General features: G+C 34.1%; 16 protein-coding genes and 3 tRNA genes. 10 read left to right on the top strand and 9 right to left on the bottom strand.

Annotated elements, in window-relative coordinates; translation table 11 throughout:
• Positions 1-12: 12 nt before the first annotated feature.
• The 4 genes from BTO05_RS03135 to BTO05_RS03120 all read right to left on the bottom strand — a co-directional run bounded on the left by BTO05_RS03135 (position 13) and on the right by BTO05_RS03120 (position 6339).
• Positions 13-726 (bottom strand): hypothetical protein, encoded by a 714-nt coding sequence (locus BTO05_RS03135; protein ID WP_087491258.1) that lies wholly within the window; start codon positions 724-726, stop codon positions 13-15.
• Positions 726-3956, bottom strand: coding sequence for a S41 family peptidase (locus BTO05_RS03130; protein ID WP_087491257.1), 3231 nt, complete (start codon positions 3954-3956; stop codon positions 726-728). The genes BTO05_RS03135 and BTO05_RS03130 overlap by 1 nt, the downstream gene beginning before the upstream one ends.
• 83 nt (positions 3957-4039) lie before the next feature.
• Entirely contained in the window at positions 4040-5743 is a 1704-nt protein-coding gene (ggt, locus tag BTO05_RS03125) for a gamma-glutamyltransferase (RefSeq protein ID WP_087491256.1), read from the bottom strand.
• Positions 5740-6339: an ACP phosphodiesterase gene (locus BTO05_RS03120; RefSeq protein ID WP_087491255.1), complete on the bottom strand. Its 600-nt coding sequence runs from the start codon at positions 6337-6339 to the stop codon at positions 5740-5742. Before BTO05_RS03120 ends, ggt begins: the two co-directional genes overlap by 4 nt.
• 70 nt (positions 6340-6409) lie before the next feature.
• Between BTO05_RS03120 and glmM the strand changes: the two genes are divergently transcribed.
• Positions 6410-7798: a phosphoglucosamine mutase gene (gene glmM / locus BTO05_RS03115; protein WP_087491254.1), complete on the top strand. Its 1389-nt coding sequence runs from the start codon at positions 6410-6412 to the stop codon at positions 7796-7798.
• Between the two features lie 33 nt (positions 7799-7831).
• Entirely contained in the window at positions 7832-9337 is a 1506-nt protein-coding gene (locus BTO05_RS03110) for an aminotransferase class V-fold PLP-dependent enzyme (protein ID WP_087491253.1), read from the top strand.
• Positions 9338-9345: 8 nt separating this feature from the next.
• Here BTO05_RS03110 and BTO05_RS03105 read toward each other — a convergent pair whose 3' ends face one another.
• Complete coding sequence (locus BTO05_RS03105) at positions 9346-10236, bottom strand: lysophospholipid acyltransferase family protein (RefSeq protein ID WP_087491252.1); 891 nt, start codon at positions 10234-10236, stop codon at positions 9346-9348.
• A gap of 58 nt (positions 10237-10294) precedes the next feature.
• Here BTO05_RS03105 and BTO05_RS03100 point away from each other — a divergent pair, with 58 nt between their 5' ends.
• From BTO05_RS03100 to pdeM, 8 genes are all read left to right on the top strand, one after another.
• The gene (locus tag BTO05_RS03100; RefSeq protein ID WP_087491251.1) at positions 10295-10948 is read left to right on the top strand and encodes a rhomboid family intramembrane serine protease; all 654 of its coding nucleotides are present in this window, start codon (positions 10295-10297) and stop codon (positions 10946-10948) included.
• A 119-nt stretch (positions 10949-11067) separates the two neighbouring features.
• Positions 11068-11156: transfer RNA gene (locus tag BTO05_RS03095), tRNA-Ser, on the top strand.
• Between the two features lie 48 nt (positions 11157-11204).
• Positions 11205-11279 (top strand) — tRNA-Pro (locus BTO05_RS03090).
• A 15-nt stretch (positions 11280-11294) separates the two neighbouring features.
• Positions 11295-11368, top strand: a tRNA-Arg gene (locus BTO05_RS03085).
• A gap of 115 nt (positions 11369-11483) precedes the next feature.
• Positions 11484-12521, top strand: a complete 1038-nt coding sequence (locus BTO05_RS03080; protein WP_087491250.1) for a ligase-associated DNA damage response exonuclease — start codon at positions 11484-11486, stop codon at positions 12519-12521.
• Entirely contained in the window at positions 12518-14107 is a 1590-nt protein-coding gene (locus BTO05_RS03075; RefSeq protein ID WP_087491249.1) for an ATP-dependent DNA ligase, read from the top strand. The genes BTO05_RS03080 and BTO05_RS03075 overlap by 4 nt, the downstream gene beginning before the upstream one ends.
• A complete protein-coding gene (locus BTO05_RS03070; protein WP_262508176.1) occupies positions 14104-16557 on the top strand; it encodes a ligase-associated DNA damage response DEXH box helicase in 2454 nt (817 codons plus the stop codon). Before BTO05_RS03075 ends, BTO05_RS03070 begins: the two co-directional genes overlap by 4 nt.
• 1 nt (position 16558) lies before the next feature.
• Complete coding sequence (gene pdeM / locus BTO05_RS03065) at positions 16559-17206, top strand: ligase-associated DNA damage response endonuclease PdeM (protein WP_087493273.1); 648 nt, start codon at positions 16559-16561, stop codon at positions 17204-17206.
• Here the strand turns inward: pdeM and BTO05_RS03060 are convergent.
• From BTO05_RS03060 to BTO05_RS03045, 4 genes are all read right to left on the bottom strand, one after another.
• A complete protein-coding gene (locus BTO05_RS03060) occupies positions 17196-18374 on the bottom strand; it encodes a class I SAM-dependent methyltransferase (RefSeq protein ID WP_087491247.1) in 1179 nt (392 codons plus the stop codon). The two genes, pdeM and BTO05_RS03060, sit on opposite strands and share 11 nt — an antisense overlap.
• 6 nt (positions 18375-18380) lie before the next feature.
• Positions 18381-19469 (bottom strand): AI-2E family transporter, encoded by a 1089-nt coding sequence (locus tag BTO05_RS03055; protein ID WP_087491246.1) that lies wholly within the window; start codon positions 19467-19469, stop codon positions 18381-18383.
• A gap of 93 nt (positions 19470-19562) precedes the next feature.
• Entirely contained in the window at positions 19563-20066 is a 504-nt protein-coding gene (locus tag BTO05_RS03050; protein WP_087491245.1) for a TrmH family RNA methyltransferase, read from the bottom strand.
• Positions 20067-20068: 2 nt separating this feature from the next.
• Positions 20069-20401, bottom strand: coding sequence for a hypothetical protein (locus BTO05_RS03045; RefSeq protein WP_087491244.1), 333 nt, complete (start codon positions 20399-20401; stop codon positions 20069-20071).
• Positions 20402-20591 lie beyond the last annotated feature (190 nt).

The following is a 20591-nucleotide window of genomic DNA, read 5'->3' as shown; positions in this document are numbered from 1 at the left end:
GAATCAAATACTTTATTTGGTTTTAATATCTGTTATTTCCAATCCTAAAAATAATAACTTATGAAATGTTGGTAGTTGAGCACCACTTTTAGTAGTTGTCCAGTCGCTCCATGAGGCTTCAAGACCATCTATCGGTAAAATATTAACCCACATTTGATAACTTGTTGGTATGTTATTTTTATCTAAATGCCATAGATAAGAATCCCCAGGTGTCGAACCGCCTGATTTATAAGTAATTAAAAGAGCGTTTTTATTGTCTTTTGTCTTTACTATTTTTCGTTGGGTATCTTTATCAAACACTTTATATGGTGCAACTAACCAAAAGGAATCATTATTAAAGTAAGCAGTAGCTTTATCAATATATTTTTGTTTCTCAATGCCATTATATTGCTGATTTGCCACAAAAACTTTAGATTTTTTCTTGTTCTTAAAATCTAGTATGACTTTAAAATTTTTCCATTTTACTTCACAACTATCCGCAGTCTTATACCATTTATAACTTTGCCGTCCTTTAAATGTCCATTCTATATAGTCTGTGTTTTTATAGGCTTCGTAATTTAAACCATCTAACATTTTTGTAGCTAAATTATCTGCTTCAATACCAGATTTACCAGTTGGTAAATCCTCGTCATACTTAATATATAGAAATCCAAAAAATAAAAGAGAAGGCAACGTGATAAAAATCACGATGCCTGCAATTATTTTCAATATTTTTTTTATTTGCATTATTTATCAGATTTATAACCTTCAGGACGTTTCCATCTTATAGGTGCTTTTGGCTCTGGTTTTAACTGAAACTCATTATCTCTTAATAATTTAAGCGCTTCGTTTATGGCACGTTCTAATTGAGGATCATTTCCTTTTGAGGTTTTTTTTGGGTGTTGAATCACTTCGATATCTGGAGCTACGCCTTCTCCTTCAACAGCCCATTTACCATCTACATCATAAAAACCACCTCTTGGTGCCACCATACGACCGCCATCTATAAATCTTGGTGTATCCCAAGTTCCGACTAATCCACCCCAAGTTTTAGTGCCAATTAAAGGCCCTATGTTTTTCATCTTAAACATGTACGGTAATAAATCACCACCAGAACCAGCACGTTCATTTATAAGCATAACTTTTGGTCCCCAAATACCTGCCATTGGTGTTGTCCAAGGTCTATTGTCATTTGCTTTACTATTAAAGTAGCCAAACAATTCGCGAGACATAATATCTATCATATAATCCGCTGCAGAACCACCACCATTGTTACGTTCGTCAATTACAGCACCTTTTTTATCTTGCTGTGCAAAATAATATCTGTTAAAAGATGTAAAGCCACCACCACCAGTATTTGGAACATAAACGTAAGCTAATTTACCATTTGAGAGTTTATCTACTTTTCTACGGTTACCTTCAACCCAATCTATAGTTCTTAATGCACGTTCGCTTCGGACTGGTTTTACCAATATTTTTTTAGCATTTTGCATTGAAGGTTTAGAGTTTACTGTTAATGTTATTTCGCGACCAGATGTCTGCTCTAGGTATTGATAAATATTATCTTTTTCAGAGACTGTTTTTCCGTTTACTTTAAGAATATAGTCGCCTATATTGACATTGTTTCCAGGTTGTGTTAATGGTGCTTTTATATTTGGGTTCCAACGTCCACCATTAAATAATTTAGAAATTTGGTAACGCCCTTTGTTTATTTTAAAATTGGCACCAAGTAAACCAACAGGAACATTATCTACATCAGGGAAATCACCACCAGACACATAAGAATGTCCAATTGCAACTTCACCACTCATAATATCTACAACATAATTAAGGTCAGTACGGTGACGCACATGGTCAATCCAAGGAGAATACCATTTATAGATGTCATCCCAAGGAGCACCATGGACATTATCGACATACAAGAAATCTCTCATATAGCGCCATCCTTCTTTAAATATTTGATGTGCTTCTGCTTTTGGGTTTAGTTTTATTTTTAAGTTGGTTTTTAAAATGTCCTTTCCTGGCTTAGGTGCAGCAGTTGTGCTTGTCAAAATCCATTTACCACCTTTAAATAAAAGTATAGATTTTCTATCTTCAGATGTTACCATTTGCGAAACACCTTTTGAAAAATCTTCAGCTTTTTGTTTTTCAACATCATATAAATGAACTTTTAGTCCACTTTCATTAGGAATAGCTTCCGCTACAAAAATTTTATGTTTAGGTCCTTTAGCTAATGCAGCATAATTTAGGCTAGGTAAATCTAAAGCAACTGCTCGGTCAAAAATACCATCTTTATCAATGCTTACAGTGACGGTCTCATCTGTTTTTTTATCATCTTCTTTCTTTGATTCTTCTTTATCATTTTTTGGAAGGTTAGGTGCATCACCATTTTTACTTAAAACGATTGCGTATAGACTTCTTTCTATTCTTGCGCCTGGGTCATAAGAACTCATGTCCAACCAACCCGATTGTAAACCATAGTTTGTACTAGCTAGAGTATATAAGTATTTGCCTGATGCGTCCCAAACTGGAGAAATTGCATCTGCAATTGGATCTGTAAGTTGTATAGTTTTCTTTGTATCTATATTAAAAGCAAAAATAGATTTGAAATGACTTTTTTGTTGCTTAGCATAAGCAATCCATTTACTATCTGGCGACCAAACAGGATTCATTGAACGATTTGGATGAGCATAACTGTCTGTTGCAACTATAGCTGCTTTTTCAGTCTCTAAGTTTACAATCCAGATATTATAATGCGTATCTGTATAGGCAATGTGTTTTCCGTCAGTAGACCAGTCTGGTTGAAAATAAAATGTAGGGTTCGGTAAGGTGATTGCTTTTGCATTTTGTCCATTCTGATTAGCAACCATTAATTGGTATTCGCCACTTTTATCAGAAAACCAAGCGACTTTATTGCCTTCTGGCGACCAAATCGGAGCTCTATCAGCAACACCAGGAGAATTTGTAAGATTTTGCCATGTTCCATTTTCCTTTGGTACTGTAAATATTTCTCCACGATGCTCAAAAATAGCACGCTTGCCTTTAGGCGACACATTTGGATTTGATAAATCTCTTGCAGACATATCGCTCCATTTTTCTCTGTAGAAATTTAAATCACCATTAACTGTTATATTTAATTGATTTGTAGTTTGTGTTGATGGATTATAAACGTGAAGATATCCACCTTGTTCATAGATAATCTTATCAGAACTTGAGTCCAAACTTTTTACGTCAAACTTTCTGTGAAATGTAATTTGCTTTTCTTCTTTAGTAGAAGGATTAAAAGACCATATATTCATGGTATAATCACGTTCAGACATAAAATAAACAATACCGTTTAACCAAATAGGATCTAAATGCCTTTCGCCTGTAGGTTGTTGTGTTCTTATTAAATCTTTAGTTTTTAGATTTACAACCCATATAGGCATGGCTTGTCCGCCACGATAATTGCGCCATTCTGCATCCCAACCTGTAATAGGTGTATAAGCAAGATGCTTTCCGTCAGAGGATATTTCTCCATAAGCTGCTCTTGGAATATCTAGAGCTTGAGGTAAACCACCATCTAAAGAAACCGTAAAGAATTTACTAGTCATTGTTGGTTGACTTTCTCTTCCTGAACGAAATAAAACTTTTCCGTCCGGTGTCCAGCCTTGAACAAAATCTCCACCTGGATGATAGGTTAAGCGTCTTGGTTCACCACCTTTAGAAGGTATAACAAAGACATCAACATTACCGTCATATTGAGCCGTAAATGCAATCATTTTTCCATCATTAGAAAAATGAGGACTAGATTCGTAACCTTCGTCACTTGTTAATCGTATGGCGTTTCCTCCTGAAGTAGAAGCTTTCCATAAGTCATTTGCATAAACAAAAACCACATTGTTACCATGAAGTGTTGGTTGACGTAATAATTGTGTGCCTTGCGAAAAACTAAATAAGGAAATACAAAATGCTGCTAGAAAAGTAAATTTTTTCATTTTGGGTTAGTTTTAGTTTGAAAAATTTAGTGACCTAAAGATACAATTTCACTTAATCTGAAATTCTAAAACCATGTTAAATCCTAAAACCCAAATGCAGTATCGTCACCTCGTTTGTCAGCGCCGCCTTCAAGCTTGCCATTATCTAAGATTAAGATACCATCGACAATACCAATTATAGGTGAACGTGTTTCGTTGATGATATAACCTTTAGCTTCAAGTTGTTTTATTAAACCTCTATCAAAAGAACTTGGTTCCATTCGGATTTCGTCAGGCAACCATTGATTATGAAAACGAGGCGCATTAACAGCTTCTTGCATGGTCATTTTAAATTCGTGAACATTCAAAATAGTTTGTAAAACTGACGTAATAATTGTAGAACCTCCGGGAGTTCCAACAGACATTAGAAGTTCGCCATCTTTTTCTACAATTGTTGGTGTCATTGAGCTTAGCATACGCTTTTCTGGAACTATACTATTAGCCTCAGCTCCAATTAATCCGTAGTAATTTGGTTCGCCAGGTTTGCTGCTAAAATCGTCCATTTCGTTATTTAGGAAAAACCCTAATTCATCGGCATATACTTTAGAGCCATAACCACCATTTAAGGTGGTGGTAACAGCAATAGCGTTACCAAATTGATCTACGATAGAGTAGTGTGTGGTCTCTTCACTTTCATAGCCTACTATTTTACCATGTGAAATAGAATCTACAGCGGTAGCAGTTTCAAATGAAAAGTTATTCATTCTGTCTTGAAGATAAACACTACTGGTTAAGGTTTCTACGGGGATATCTACAAAATCAGGATCACCGAGATAGTAACTTCTATCGGCATAAGCTCTTTTTTCCGCTTCAACTAAAACTTGAATTGTTTTTAGACTGTTATGTCCATAATCGCTTAAATCAAAATCTTCGACCATTGTCATAATCTGATTCAAACAAATACCTCCAGAAGAAGGTGGCGACATAGATGTAATCGTCAAGTCATCGTATTGAAATTGAATAGGTTCTCGCCATTTGGCTTCATATTTGGCTAAGTCTTCTAGTGTAATAATACTTCCTCTTTCTTGAAGAAATTCAACTAAGATCTTTGCAGTTTCTCCTTTGTAAAATTCATCTCTACCATTTTGCGCGATACGCTTTAAAGTACTTGCAAGTGCATTATTAGAAATTTTTTGGCCTGCTTTAATTTTTTTATTGAACAGGATTTTCTTTCCATTTACAGCATAAAACAGGCTATCATAATTTTTAAAACGTCTTTCTTGATTTTTGGTAATTACAAAACCATTTTCTGCTAATTCAAATACAGGTTTTAAAACAGTAGCTACATCTAGTTTTCCAAAACGTTCTTGTGCTTTGAACACACCTGCTATTGTACCAGGAATGCCAATTGCTAATGGTCCAATTGTGCTTTTTCCTTTAATCACATCTCCTTTTTCATCAAGATACATATCCTTTTTAGCTGCTATAGGTGCTTTTTCTCTATAGTCTAATGCACCTACTTCGCCATCTGCTAGCCTGTAGATTAAAAAACCGCCACCACCAAGATTGCCTGCATATGGATATGAAACAGCCAACGCCATCTCTGTTGCCATCATTGCATCAAATGCATTGCCGCCAAGCTCTAATATTTGACTTCCAATTTTTGAAGCTTCTTCACGTGCACTAACTACCATAGCTTTATCTGTAACTAAGCCACGTTTATTTTCTGTCTTTTTTGTTGTTTTTTGATTTTCTTTACAGCCAAAAACTAAACTTATAATGAGCAGTAAATAGAGTGCGTTTTTCATAAATTATTGTTTAGTAGGGTTTTTCGTTTTTCATTTGAAACTTTAATTAAATCTTTGAAAAATAATGTAAAATCATTTTCGAATTCTTCATAATAGTTTTTTAATTCTTTTGTAGCTTCATTCATTTTAGAACGTCCATTTGTACGTTTATTCATTCCATCTAATACTTTCTGTATGCCTTCAATTGTAGCATAGCTTAATAGCCAATTGTCTTCAATCATATGTGGCGTCAGTCTTTTAAAACGTTCTGGTAATATTTCAACATTGTTATTTAAACTTTTATGAAAATTCTGGATGTATTCGGCTAAAGGTTTATCACAGTAAGAGTTCCAATTTTTGGCTAGAAAGTGGTCATAATATATATCTACAATAACACCACTGTAATGACCATAAGCTTTGTGTAAACGTTTTGTGCTTTGTCTAAATATTGGATGAGAATCTGTATACGTATCAATAAAACGGTGTAAAATAATACCTCTTTGCATTGCTTCGGGATAGCTTTTATAGCGCTTACCTCGAATACCATCAGCAGCAAAGTTACCAATGGTTAACAATTCATCATCTCCAGAAAGGTAAATATGAGCTAAAAAATTCATCCTTCGAATTTACAAATTCATACTTACAAAATGCTATTAACTAATTATATTTGCTCAAAACAAAATTTACATGACATTAATAAAATCTATATCAGGAATTCGAGGCACAATTGGTGGAAAAGTTGAAGAAAATTTAACACCTATAGATGCAGTCAAATTTGCAGCTGCTTATGGCACTTGGTTAAAACAACAACGTTCTAAAGATAATTATCGTGTGGTTGTTGGTAGAGATGCAAGAATTTCGGGTGAAATGATACAGAGCTTAGTGATGAATACTTTAGTTGGTATGGGAATTAATGTTATTGATTTAGGACTTTCTACAACACCAACTGTAGAGATTGCTGTCCCATTAGAACATGCAGATGGCGGTATCATTTTGACAGCTAGTCATAATCCAAAGCAATGGAATGCCTTGAAACTATTAAATGCAAAAGGAGAATTTTTAAATGGCGTAGAAGGAAAGAAGATTTTAGACATTGCAGAATCATCTAATATGACGTTCGCTGAGGTAGATGATTTAGGAAAGATAACTAAAAATGATGCTTACATAGATATACATATTGATGAGGTTTTAGGTTTGCCATTAGTAAATACAGCAGCAATTGAAGCTGCTAATTTCAAAGTAGTCGTTGATGGTGTTAATTCTACAGGAGGAATAGCTATTCCTTTACTTTTGGAGCGTTTAGGTGTTGAGGCTGTGAAGTTATATTGTGACCCGACAGGGCATTTTCCTCATAATCCTGAGCCACTAAAAGAACATTTAGGAGATTTGGCAAAAGCTGTAGTTGATAATCATGCAGATTTTGGTATCGTTGTTGACCCAGATGTTGATCGTTTGGCATTTATGGATGAAACTGGAGAGATGTTTGGTGAAGAATATACATTAGTTGCTTGTGCCGACTATGTTTTAAGTAAAACCCCTGGAAATACTGTTAGTAACATGAGTTCTACAAGAGCGTTAAGTGATGTTACAAAAAAACATGGTGGTACTTACGAAGCAAGTGCAGTAGGTGAAGTCAATGTGGTAGATTTAATGAAGAGCAATAATGCTATTATTGGTGGTGAAGGTAATGGCGGAATTATATATCCTGCATCGCATTATGGTCGTGATGCTTTGGTTGGTGTAGCTTTGTTTTTGAGTCTTTTAGCTGAAAAGAAAATGAATGTAAGCGAATTAAGAGCCAGTTACCCAAATTACTTTATGAGTAAAAAGAAAATACAATTAACTCCAGGTTTGGATGTTGATGGAATTTTAAAAACCATGGAAGCTAATTATAGTCATGAAAAGTTGACTACGATTGATGGCGTGAAAATTGATTTTGCAAACAGTTGGGTACACCTTAGAAAAAGCAATACAGAACCAATTATCAGAATTTACACAGAAGCTCCTTCGCAAGAAGATGCCGATACTTTGGCCGATAAAATTATTACTGAGATTAAAGCAGTAGCGAATATTTAATATATTTGTAATCAATTAATTATTAGTTAAGTAATGATTTCAACTCCGATTTCTCACCCCAAAACAGAATTAGAAGCGTACTTCAATAAATTCCGTGAGCATATTGTTGGTCATGACCAAACATTTGTTTCCCCATATGGAGAGCAAAAAATAATATATACAGATTGGACAGCTTCTGGTCGCTTATACCGACCAATAGAAGAGAAGCTACTTAATGATTTTGGGCCATTTGTAGCCAATACACATACAGAAACTTCGGTTACAGGTACAGCAATGACTAAGGCGTATCACAAAGCAAAACAAATCATAAAAGACCACGTTAACTGCAATGAGGATGATGTACTAATTGTTTCAGGTAACGGAATGACAGGTGTTGTCAATAAATTTCAACGCATCTTAGGACTAAAGGTTCCTGAAAATTTAAAAGAATTTACAAATATACCTGACAAGATGCGTCCTGTGGTTTTTGTTTCGCATATGGAGCATCATTCTAATCATACATCTTGGTTAGAAACTATGGCTAAAGTTGAGGTCATTCCTCCTGATAAAAATGGTTTGTTTAGTCTAAAAAATCTAGAAATTCTACTAGAAAAGTATAAGGATTGTACGATTAAAATAGCTTCAGTTATTGCAGGCTCTAACGTAACAGGAATTCAAACGCCCTATCATGATATTGCAAAGTTAATGCATCATAATGGAGGTGTTTGCTTTGTAGATTTTGCATGTTTGGGACCTTATGTAGATATTGATATGCATCCAGAAGATGAAGATGAGCAACTCGATGCTATTTTCTTTTCGCCTCATAAATTTCTTGGAGGTCCAGGCACTTCAGGAGTGCTAGTTTTCAATAAAAAATTATATAAAAATATGATTCCTGATTGTCCAGGTGGTGGAACCGTTAGTTGGACAAATCCTTGGGGTGAACACAAATACATAGATAATATTGAAGAGCGAGAAGATGGTGGTACACCTGGGTTCCTTCAAACTATAAAAACAGCACTTTCTATAAAGTTGAAAGAGCAAATGGGTGTTGATAATATTTTGAAGAGAGAGCATCAATTAGTTGATATTATTTTTAATAGACTTGATGCCATTGATAATATTAATATTCTTGCAGGCCAACACAAGGATAGACTTGGCGTAATATCGTTTTATATAGACGATTTACATTTTAATTTAGGTGTAAAAATATTGAATGATAAATTCGGAATTCAAACAAGAGGAGGTTGCAGTTGTGCAGGAACTTATGGTCATTTTTTATTACACGTAGATCAAAAAACATCAAAAGAATTAACCGACGAAATTACCATTGGAGATTTGGTTCGAAAACCAGGTTGGATACGTATGTCTATTCATCCAACAACAACCAATAAAGAGATTGAATTTGTTTGTGATAGTATTATACAACTAGCAAAGAATCACAAAGAATGGGCTATGGATTATGAGTATTCAAGTTGTAATAACGAATTTGTTCATAAATCTAATATAGATAATCCTTGTAACGCTACCTCAGTAGATAGTTGGTTTAATCTAGATTAATAAACTTACTATTTGAACTTATCAGGAACTCGATTTCTGTGTTTCCATCGTTTGTGAGTCCATAAATAATATTGTGGCGCCTCATGTATCTGTTTTTCTACAAGTTTGAAGAAAATATCAGTTATCTCAAAATCCTTATATTCATTCGGAGTTTCTGTGATTGTTTGAAATGTTGTTTCGTAATAACCTCGTTTTATTCTCTTTACACTAAAAAATACTACGGCCATATCAAATTGTTTGGCTATCGTTTCTGCACCAGTATGCATTGGTACTTTGATACCCATAAATTCATTCCAATGCAAAGCCTTATCATGTTTTGCTGATTGGTCAGAAGCAAAACCATTTATCGTCAATTCTCCTTTTTTTTGAGATTCACTTAAAACAGCAAAAGTCTCCTTTGTTGTAATTAGGTAAGAGTCAAACTTAGCTCTAATACGTTTTGCAAGTTTATCAAAATATGGGTTTGCTAATTTCTTATAAACCGCATAGCCTTTATGATTAATTTGAGGTTGAAGAATAAATATCCATTCCCAACTACCATAGTGCGCACACATAAGCATAATGCTTTTCTTCTTGGCTTCTAAATCATGAATCAAATCAATATTTGTAAACTTATACCTTTTCATCATTGAAGCTTCAGAAATGGTCATAGATTTTATAGCTTCAAGAATCATATCACATAAATGGTGATAAAATTTAGAGCAAATATCTTCAATTTCTTCTTTAGATTTTTCAGGGAAGACAAGTCTTAGATTTGACTTTACTACCTTTTTTCGATATTTAAAAATTCTAAAAATAAAAAACCAAAATACATCAGATAGCCCATATAATAATCTAAATGGTAATATGGATATTAACCACAAAACAGGATATATAAGAATGTAAGCTAGTAGTTGCATTAACTTAAGTTTTAAAGCGCAAATATATATTATATTTGAAGTATAATAGATAGAATATATGCTCAATTTAAGTTTAGTAACTATTGCAATAATAGCAGCCAACGTAATTATTTCTTTGAAGGGTTTTGATGACCGCTCTTTTTTTGAACGCTATAAATTTAATGTTGGTAGTATTAAACGTGGAGAACAGATAAGGATGTTTAGCTCTGGATTTTTGCATGCAGATACAACGCATTTATTTATGAATATGTTTACGCTATATTTCTTTGCAGATGTTGTTGTCAACGGATTAGGTAATGTGAATTTCATAGTAATTTACTTAGCAAGTTTAATTTTTGGGAATTTGTTATCACTATATTTTCATAAAGATGAATACTGGTACAGCGCAATAGGAGCAAGTGGAGCAGTCACGGGAATTTTATATTCAGCGATTCTATTAGATCAAGATATGAGTCTATTTATGTTTTTTGTTCCGATTCCGATTCCTGGTTACATTTTTGGAATTGGTTATTTGTTATATTCAATTTATGGAATGAAAAATCGTATCGGTAATATTGGTCATGATGCACATTTTGGTGGTGCAATTGGAGGTTATTTAATAACCTTGGTATTAAAGCCGTCGCTTTTAGAAACTAATTTAGGTTATGTAGGATTATTAGCTGTACCAATTATTATACTGTTTATAATGCATAAAACAGGAAAACTCTCTTGAATTCTCATTTTCAGAAAGTTAAAATTTAATGCAAAAAACTAAAAAAAATTGTTGCGTTCTTTAATATGAAAAGTTACATTTGCATCCGCGTTTTTGATTAACGCAGTTCATTGATTACTGGAGAGGTGCCTGAGTGGCCGAAAGGAGCGGTTTGCTAAATCGTCGTACCTAGAAATAGGTACCCAGGGTTCGAATCCCTGTCTCTCCGCAAAATTTGCTTCAGTTTATAGCTTTAGTAAATATTTAGATAACTATTCGGGGTGTAGCGTAGCCCGGTTATCGCGCCACGTTTGGGACGTGGAGGCCGCAGGTTCGAATCCTGCCACCCCGACAAATTTAGAGTTACGGGCTCGTAGCTCAGCTGGATAGAGCACCTCCCTTCTAAGGAGGCGGTCATAGGTTCGAATCCTATCGGGCTCACAAAAAGTCTTACTAGAAATAGTAGGACTTTTTTGTTTTTATGAATTTTTAATTGTTAAACTTTAACCCATTTTTACAACTTTCTAATTTCATTATTTAATAACTTCGTTATCTAATGAATATTCAAAACCAACTCATTAAATTCACTAAAAAAGGCATCTATTGTCCTCAAGGTAAATTTTACTTAGACCCATGGTATCCTGTCGATTATGCTATTATTTCTCATGGGCATGCCGACCATGCACGTTGGGGAATGAAACGGTATTTATGCACTGATGATTCCAAAGCTATTCTGCAACACCGTTTAGGTGCAGACATTTCAATTGAAAGTTTGCCTTACGATAAGTCTTTAACTATAAATGGTGTAAAGGTCAGTTTTTATCCTGCAGGTCATGTTATAGGTTCTGCTCAAATTAGGTTGGAATACAAAGGCTACATCGTTGTTTTTTCTGGAGACTACAAGACACAACCCGATTTTATTAGCAAACCTTTTGAACCTATAAAATGTAACACCTTTATAACTGAGAGTACTTTTGGTTTGCCAATATATAATTGGAAACCTGAAGAAGACATCCAAACGAAACTTCAGAACTGGGTAAGAACCAATCAAGCAAATAATAGAACTTCTGTTTTCTTTGGTTATTCATTGGGTAAGGCTCAACGTTTAATGTCTTTATTAGATGGCTGTGATGAGATTTATGTGCATCGTGCTATTCATAATTTGAATGAAGCCATTTCAGGTTCTGGCTTAAAATTGCCAGAAACCAAATTATGGTCTGCAGACTTAGACAAGAAAACTCTTCAGAATAAAATAATTATTGCACCACCAGCTTTATTGGGTTCGCGTATGCTAAAGCGTGTACCGAATGCAGCTACAGCGATTTGTTCTGGTTGGATGCAAATACGTGGTAATAGGCGTTGGCAAGCAGTCGATGCTGGTTTTGTAGTCAGCGACCATGCCGATTGGAATGGCTTAATTACGGCAGTAAAATCAACAGAAGCAGAACAGGTTTACGTTACCCATGGTTCACAAGCTGTGTTTTCAAAATACCTTAATGAAATAGGGATTAAAGCAGATGAATTAAAAACAGAATATGGAGACGAAGCTTTAGCGAAAGCAGAAGCAGCATCTGAAAATATTGAAACAGAATGAAGTTATTTTCAGAATTAATTAGCACAATAGAAATCACCAATAAGACCAACGCTAAGATATATGCGTTAGTCAATTATTTTAAAATCGCACCAGATAAGGATAAACTTTGGCTTATTGGCTTGTTTACAGGGAAACGACCATCACGTCCTGTAAAAACAACGTTAATGAAAGAATGGTGTATGGAATTGACAAACATACCTGAATGGTTGTTTTTAGAGAGTTACAGTACCGTAGGTGATTTAGGGGAAACCTTAGCCTTATTATTACCAGAATCGTCTCATCATTTAGATTTAAGTTTGAATGAATGGATGACTGAACTCAAGGCCTTGAAACCAAAATCTGATGACGCTAAGAAAGCATTTGTTTTAGAGGCTTGGTCTGGTTTAAATCAACAAGAACGTCTTATTTTTAATAAACTTATTGGTGGTAGTTTTAGAATTGGTGTTTCGAAAAAGACTTTAGTTAATGCTTTAGCGAAACTCACAAATATTGACGCCAACCAATTGATGCATAGTATAATCGGTAATTGGGACATTGATAGCATTTCTTTTGAAGAATTGATTCATGGTAAACACATAAATTACGATAATTCCAAGCCTTATCCATTCTGTTTGGCTTATGCTTTAGAAAAAGACTTGCCAGAATTGGGTGAGCCAAACGATTGGATTGTTGAGCAAAAATGGGATGGTATTCGTGGGCAAATTGTGAAACGAAATAATGAAATATATATTTGGTCTCGTGGTGAAGAGTTGGTGACAAAGCAATTTCCAGAGTTAGTTGAAGCATTATCTAATTTCAAAGATGATTTTGTCATTGATGGTGAAATACTGGCTATGAAAGACAATGACGTATTATTATTCAATGATTTGCAAAAACGTTTGAATCGTAAAAATGTGACTAAAAAGTTGTTGGAAGACGTTCCTGTGGGTTTCAAAGCTTATGATATTTTAGAATATAATGGTGATGATATTAGAGAGCAACCGTTTGAAAAGCGTAGAATGCAATTAGAATCTATTTTTAATTCGGTAGCATTACCAAATAATATTGAGCTTTCATTTTTAGTTAACTTTAATCAATGGGAAGAACTTCATGAAATTCGAAACAATTCTAGAGCGATAAACAGCGAAGGATTAATGCTAAAGCAAAAGAAGTCACCATATCATACTGGTCGAAAAAAAGGCGATTGGTGGAAATGGAAAGTAGACCCTTTAACTATTGATGCCGTTATGATTTATGCTCAAAAGGGTAGTGGTCGCCGTAGTTCTAAATATACAGATTATACTTTTGCTGTAAAAAAAGACGATGCTTTGGTGACTGTTGCAAAGGCTTACTCTGGATTAACAGATAAAGAAATTACAGAAATATCGCAATGGGTAAATAAAAACGCTATTGAAAAATTTGGACCAGTTAGAACCGTAAAACCAGAATTAGTTTTTGAAATTGCCTTTGAAGGTATTGCGCTTAGTAATCGTCATAAATCTGGTGTAGCCTTACGTTTTCCAAGAATTGCGAGATGGCGAAAAGACAAGCCAGTTGATGAAATAGATACTATAGAAACAGTTAAACAATTAATCACAGCATCTTGAGTCAATTTAGAGAGAGCGATGGCTTGCGCATTATTAACAATTGGATGGCTGAAAAAGGGCAAGCACCTTTTCCATTTCAGATGCAGACTTGGCAACGCTATGCCAATGGCTATTCAGGTATGGTGATTGCACCAACAGGTTTTGGTAAGACCTTTTCGGTATTTTTAGCTGTTGTTATAGATTATCTTAATCATCCTGAAAAGTATCCAAAAGGGTTAAAGTTATTATGGATAAGTCCGTTGCGCTCATTAGCAAAAGACTTGGCAAAAGCCATGACAGAAGCGGTTGATGATATTGGCTTAGATTGGTCAGTACAGGTTAGAAATGGTGATACACCAACGGCTACGCGTCGCAAGCAAGAACGATTAATGCCAGATATCTTGTTAACCACACCTGAAACCATGCACTTATTATTCTCGCAAAAAAAGAATTCAAGATGGTTTAAACATCTAAAATGTGTGGCTATTGATGAATGGCATGAATTGCTTGGAAATAAACGTGGTGTACTCACAGAGTTAGCGATTTCTCAAATAAGACATTATGCACCCAAGCTTCGTATTTGGGGAATTACGGCAACCATCGGCAACTTAGAAGAAGCCAAATCGGTGCTATTACCATACTCTGATTTAAAAGTAACTACAATAACGGCCAAACAAAAAAAGAAACTAGATATCATTTCGGTATTGCCAGACGAAATTGAAGTATTGCCTTGGGCTGGGCATTTAGGTGCAAAAATGGTGGATAAAATATTGCCCATAATCGCTTCCAACACAACCACTTTAATCTTTACAAATACCAGAGGACAGGCAGAGTTGTGGTATCAAGTACTTTTAAATGCACAACCTGATTTGGCAGGTCTTTTGGCTATACATCACGGTTCAATAGATAAAAAATTAAGGAATTGGATTGAAGACAATATCGCTTCAGGCTATCTTAAAGCTGTGGTTTGTACGTCTTCACTCGATTTGGGTGTAGATTTTAAACCTGTGGATTGTGTCATTCAAATTGGTTCGGTGAAAGGTATCGCACGTTTTATGCAACGTGCTGGCCGTAGTGGTCATTCACCTTTTGAGCGTTCTAAAATATACTTTGTGCCAACACATTCTTTGGAATTGGTTGAAGTATCTGCATTGAAGGAAGCTATTAAGGACAAACAAATGGAATCTAGAGACCCAATGGTGTTGACCTTTGATGTCTTAGTACAATTTATGGTGACATTGGCTGTTGGTGAAGGATTTGATACGGATAATTTATTTCAACGTGTTAATCAAGTGCATGCCTTTCAGTATCTGACCAAAGATGATTGGCAATGGTGTTTACATTTTATTACTAAAGGTGGGAAGACATTGCATTCGTACGAAGAATTTCATAAAGTTCTCCAAGATGAAGATGGTAAATACAAAGTAAAAAGTCGTCGCATTAGTATGTTACATCGTATGAACATTGGTGCAATTGTGAGTGAAGTGAACCTGAAAGTAAAATACTTCTCAGGTGGTTATATTGGGATGATTGAAGAGTTCTTTGTTTCAAAATTGAAACCCGGTGAGAGTTTTATTTTAGCAGGTCGCGTATTAGAATTAGTTCAAATTAAGGATATGACTGTATTAGTAAGACGCAGTAAAGCGAAGAAAGCGGTCTCACCAAGTTGGCTAGGTGGACGATTACCGCTGACTTCTCATTTAAGTCATTATTTGAGATTAAAATTATCGGATGCCTTAGAGCCAGGACGTTTAGAAAAAGAATTGCGTTTTTTGAATCCTTTGGTAAGCAGGCAAGATGCACATTCTCATATTCCAAAAGCGGATGAGTTTTTGGTTGAATTGATAGAGACTAGAGATGGCTATCATTTATTTATGTATCCATTTGAAGGCCGATTGGTACATGAGGTTTTTTCTGCATTAATGGCGTATCGTATCAGTAAACTAAAGCCTATCACATTTACAATTGCCATGAATGATTATGGTTTTGAATTATTGAGTGACCAACCGATACCAATTTCAGAAGAAAATATTAGCGCCTTATTGAGTAAAGAAAATCTTATGGATGATGTTATTGCCAGTATTAATTCTTCAGAAATGGCATCGCGTAAGTTTAGAGATATTGCAGTAATCGCAGGTTTGGTGGTACAATCTCAACCAGGAACTCGAAAGAATAACAAAAGCTTACAATCCTCATCAGGACTTATTTTTAGGGTTCTTGAAGATTATGAACCTGATAATTTATTATTGCGTCAAGCATATACAGAAGTTTTTAATCAACAACTAGAAGAAGCACGCTTGCAACAAGCTTTTGAGCGTATCTCAAAAAGTAGAATTATAGTAAAGCGTGCTAAATCGTTTACACCTTTGAGTTTTCCGCTTAAAGTAGATAGCTTACGCGGTACAATGAGTAATGAGAATTTAGATAAAAGGATTCAACGTATTAAAGAACAAGCGTTTAAAGTTGATTAAATTGAATATTGTAGTTAAACATATCACCATAAAACAAGAGGAATTAACCTTAACTAATCAACGTGCTATTTATTGGAAAAATAAGAATGCTTTGATTTTATCTGATATTCATATTGGTAAAACAGCACACTTTAGGCGTCATGGTATACCAATGCCAGATGGTATTCTTCAGAAAGATTTAGAGCGATTAAAAGCATTGATTACACATTTTGAAGTGAATCAGTTATTGATAGTTGGTGATTTATTTCATGCTGAAACGAATAGCGATATGTCTACTTTTAAATTGTGGTTGCGTCAGTTTGAAAATTTAAAATTGGTGCTAATCAAAGGAAATCACGATATGCAGTCTAATCAACTGATGGATGATTTAGGTATTGAAGTTATAACGACAATGAACATTGGACCATTTATTTTAATTCATGAATCTGAAGATGGTAACTCTGATTCTTTTACCCTTTCAGGACATACACATCCTGGTGTTCTCATTAAAGGTAAAGGGAAGCAAAAATTGAAATTACCTTGTTATCAAATCAACTCAAAACAGTTGATTTTACCTGCTTTTAGTTTGTTTACAGGCCTAAATACAAAGTCAAAACCTGAAGATGCTACCTGTTTTGCATTTACTGATACTTCTATTTTTAAGTTTTAGAACAGATAATGATTACTTTTTCTTCATCTTTATTAGTCGTGAAGAATAAATACGTGTTTCCACCATCTTTAATTTTTAACTTTTTACGAATATCACCAACTGATAAAGGAAAATTTCTTGTCGTTACATTTGCCTTACTAATCTTTTCTTTGGCAAATTGTTTTTTGTTGAAAGGGATAATATTTTCAATTTTAAAACGTCTTCCAGGAAAATCCACTAACTTCTCTGAAGTGTATAGGTGAGAATGTTTGTGAAGTTTAGGTAGATTTAAATTCGTACTAATAGAATTAAAAGCACCTGCTTTTAATATTGCCGAATTGGGTTCGTAGAGATAGGTGAGTGGTTCTGAATATTCTGCTAATGAGCTAGACTCATTTTCAAAATTAAACTCAAATTTCTGCTCAATATCTTTACTCAAATTAACAGTTATAATTCTAAAATCAGATTCATAGTCACGTTCTAAAATCCACAGAAGCTCTTTTACTTCATTATCAACAGCAACGATATGTAATTCTTTCACAAACTTTAAGTCGTAATGCGTAGCCTTAATATCTAGTAAGGGCGAAGTTTTAATCATCACCTGCTTCGCATATTTTAAAAATAGTCCTTGAAACGTCTTTACGTTTGGTGAACAGTCGGACAATAAAAACACTTTTTTCTTAGAGTCATCGCGACGCGATGGGTCTAGATATATCCAATCAAATGGATTATCTAAGCGTTTTAATGTATCAATACCGTTGTCATTGATACATTCAATATTAGATATATTTAATGCTTTATAGTTATGTTTAACAAGTTCTGAAAGTTCAGCGTTTATTTCGCAATGGGTAACTTTATTTATTTGTTTTGAATAGTAAAAAGCATCAACACCAAAGCCGCCGGTTAAATCAATCAGAGATTTTCCTGAAACCAAACTGGCTTTATAGTTTGCTGTTACTTCAGAAGATGTTTGCTCAATATTTAGCTTATTAGGGTAGTAAATATTTTTAGTATGAAACCAAGTGGGTAATTTCTTTTCAGAGCGTTTTTTGGCTTCGATTTGTTCAATTACTTTTTTTGTTCCAACATTTGGAAAAGAAATACTTTTTAAAAGTAATTTTGAAATATCTTGTTTTAGATTTTCAGCAATATAAGCCTGAACTTCGGTATTTAGAATTGAAAGATTCAAGACGTGTTATAATCCTTTTGTGAGCTTTTTAACCACTTTGTACTCCGACATAAACTCTTTTAGAATCACCTTTATTGCTGTATATGTTGGTACAGCTATTATCATTCCAACAATACCAAATAAAATTCCAGCAATGATGATAATTAAAAAGATTTCTAAAGGATGTGATTTTACACTTTTTGAAAAGATATATGGCTGACTGAAGAAGTTATCTACTAATTGCGCAATTATAAAACCAATCATGACGTACGTAGTCTTTGGTAATATAACCTCACTAAAACTTTCGCCTAAATTACTAGACATGCTTAATAAAATCATTAGAAAAGCACCAACTAATGGTCCGACATATGGTATAAGGTTTAATAATGCACACAAAAAAGCAATAACAACTGCATTGTCAATCCCGAAAATTAACAATACTATAGTGTAGATTATAAATAAAATCAAAATTTGAAGTAATAATCCACCGAAGTAGCGCGATAATAAATCTTTAATTTTATTGAAAGAGCGTTTTGATCGCGACTCATTACCTTTAGGAACTAGTGTCAAGATGCCGTCTTCAAAAAGTTTGCTATCTTTTAAAAAGAAGAAAGCAATAAATAACACAGAAAATAATCCTATACTAAAACTACCTAAACCGCTGACAACCTTGTTCAAATAATCTGGAATCAGCGCAAAATCAATTTTAGATAACATACCAGAATCTTTGATAGATTGTTCTACATCAATATTGTTAAACTCAAAATAAGTGACGATTTGATTATATAAATCCTGAACATTATCCTGAAGTTTGTCAATGTTCAATAGCGCTAAGTTCTGTCCTTGCTCGGTAATAAGCGGAATAAATAAACCAACTAAGCCAACTAAAATAGCCATAAATAAAACCATGGTAAAAACTACAGCAATGGTGTTGTTAAATTTTAATTTTCGTCTTAAAAATAAAACTAAAGGTCTTCCAATAAGCGATATAACTGCCGCTACAGCAATATATACTATAACAGACTGGATTTTATAAATAAAAAATAAAACCAATGCTACAGCGAGTAAAATACCTACAGCTCTTAAAATACCGTTTGCGATAATTTTTGAATTCATGGTCTAAATATAGACAAATTGATGTTTTATACCTACAAGGTTTTTAAAACCTTGCAGGAGTAGTAAGAGAAACAAATTATTGTGGGACAAATTTTATGACTTTAGTTGCTTGGTCATTTCGTAAAGGGCTATTGACGTCGCTTGCACAACATTCATACTTGTGTTTTCACCGTACATATTGATATGTATTGTAGCATCTGTAAGTATTAAGATATCTTCTGAAATGCCGAAACTCTCATTGCCAATTATCAAGGTTATGGGTTGCTCAGTATTCAGTTTAAAATCATTGAGAGAAATACTACTATCGGTAATTTCTAAGGCGATTATAAAATTGTCTTTTGCTTTTAAGTCTTTGACAACTTCAAGAATATCTGGTTGTATTTTATGCGATACGTATTTTTCTGTAGCACGAGATGTCTTTTTTATGCGCTTACCTAACTGAACATTATCACCACAAAAAACAAGTTCTTTAACACCTAAGGCATCAGATATACGTAACAAACTACCAATGTTCGGTGCATTAGTCACATTGTCACAAACTAAAGTGATTGAGAATTTCTGTTTTTTGAAAGTGGAGTTGTAATGGTTGAGTTGCATATTTACTTTACCATAGTTCGATTGAACATACTTGACTTTTTCTTCATTTCAATCCAAAAATATAGAGGTATTGCACCTGTAAGCGTAGACACATAACCAAAATCCCAAAGAAAGTAAGTCGCAATAGCAGCAGCAATAAAACCAACTAATACAAACATGTAATTATCGTCTGCATATAGTCTATTGATATGTTTTTTTGTAAAATTACCGCAATACCTGCAACGCTCGTTAAACTCCTCTTTACCAAGTTCCATCAAAAGTTCATGTCTGTTTGTAGCTTTAGTTTTGATATGGTTATCTTTTTTACAAGACGAGCAACGGTAACTTAATTTCATATTATTTTCACTTAATTATTGACAAAAATATGAAAGATGAATTGGAGTTGTACAATCATGTCTATGAATACTAGCACCTTTAGTAGAATAGGTGTGTTCATTTATTGAATGCAATGATTGAAAAGTAAAAGTCATAACCAAAATAAAAGCTAATAGCTTAAATACTAATGAAAATTCTCTTGAACTTTCT

This window comes from Winogradskyella sp. PC-19 (assembly GCF_002163855.1).
Classification (GTDB): Bacteria; Bacteroidota; Bacteroidia; order Flavobacteriales; family Flavobacteriaceae; genus Winogradskyella.
This window is presented reverse-complemented; position numbering and strand designations above follow the sequence as displayed.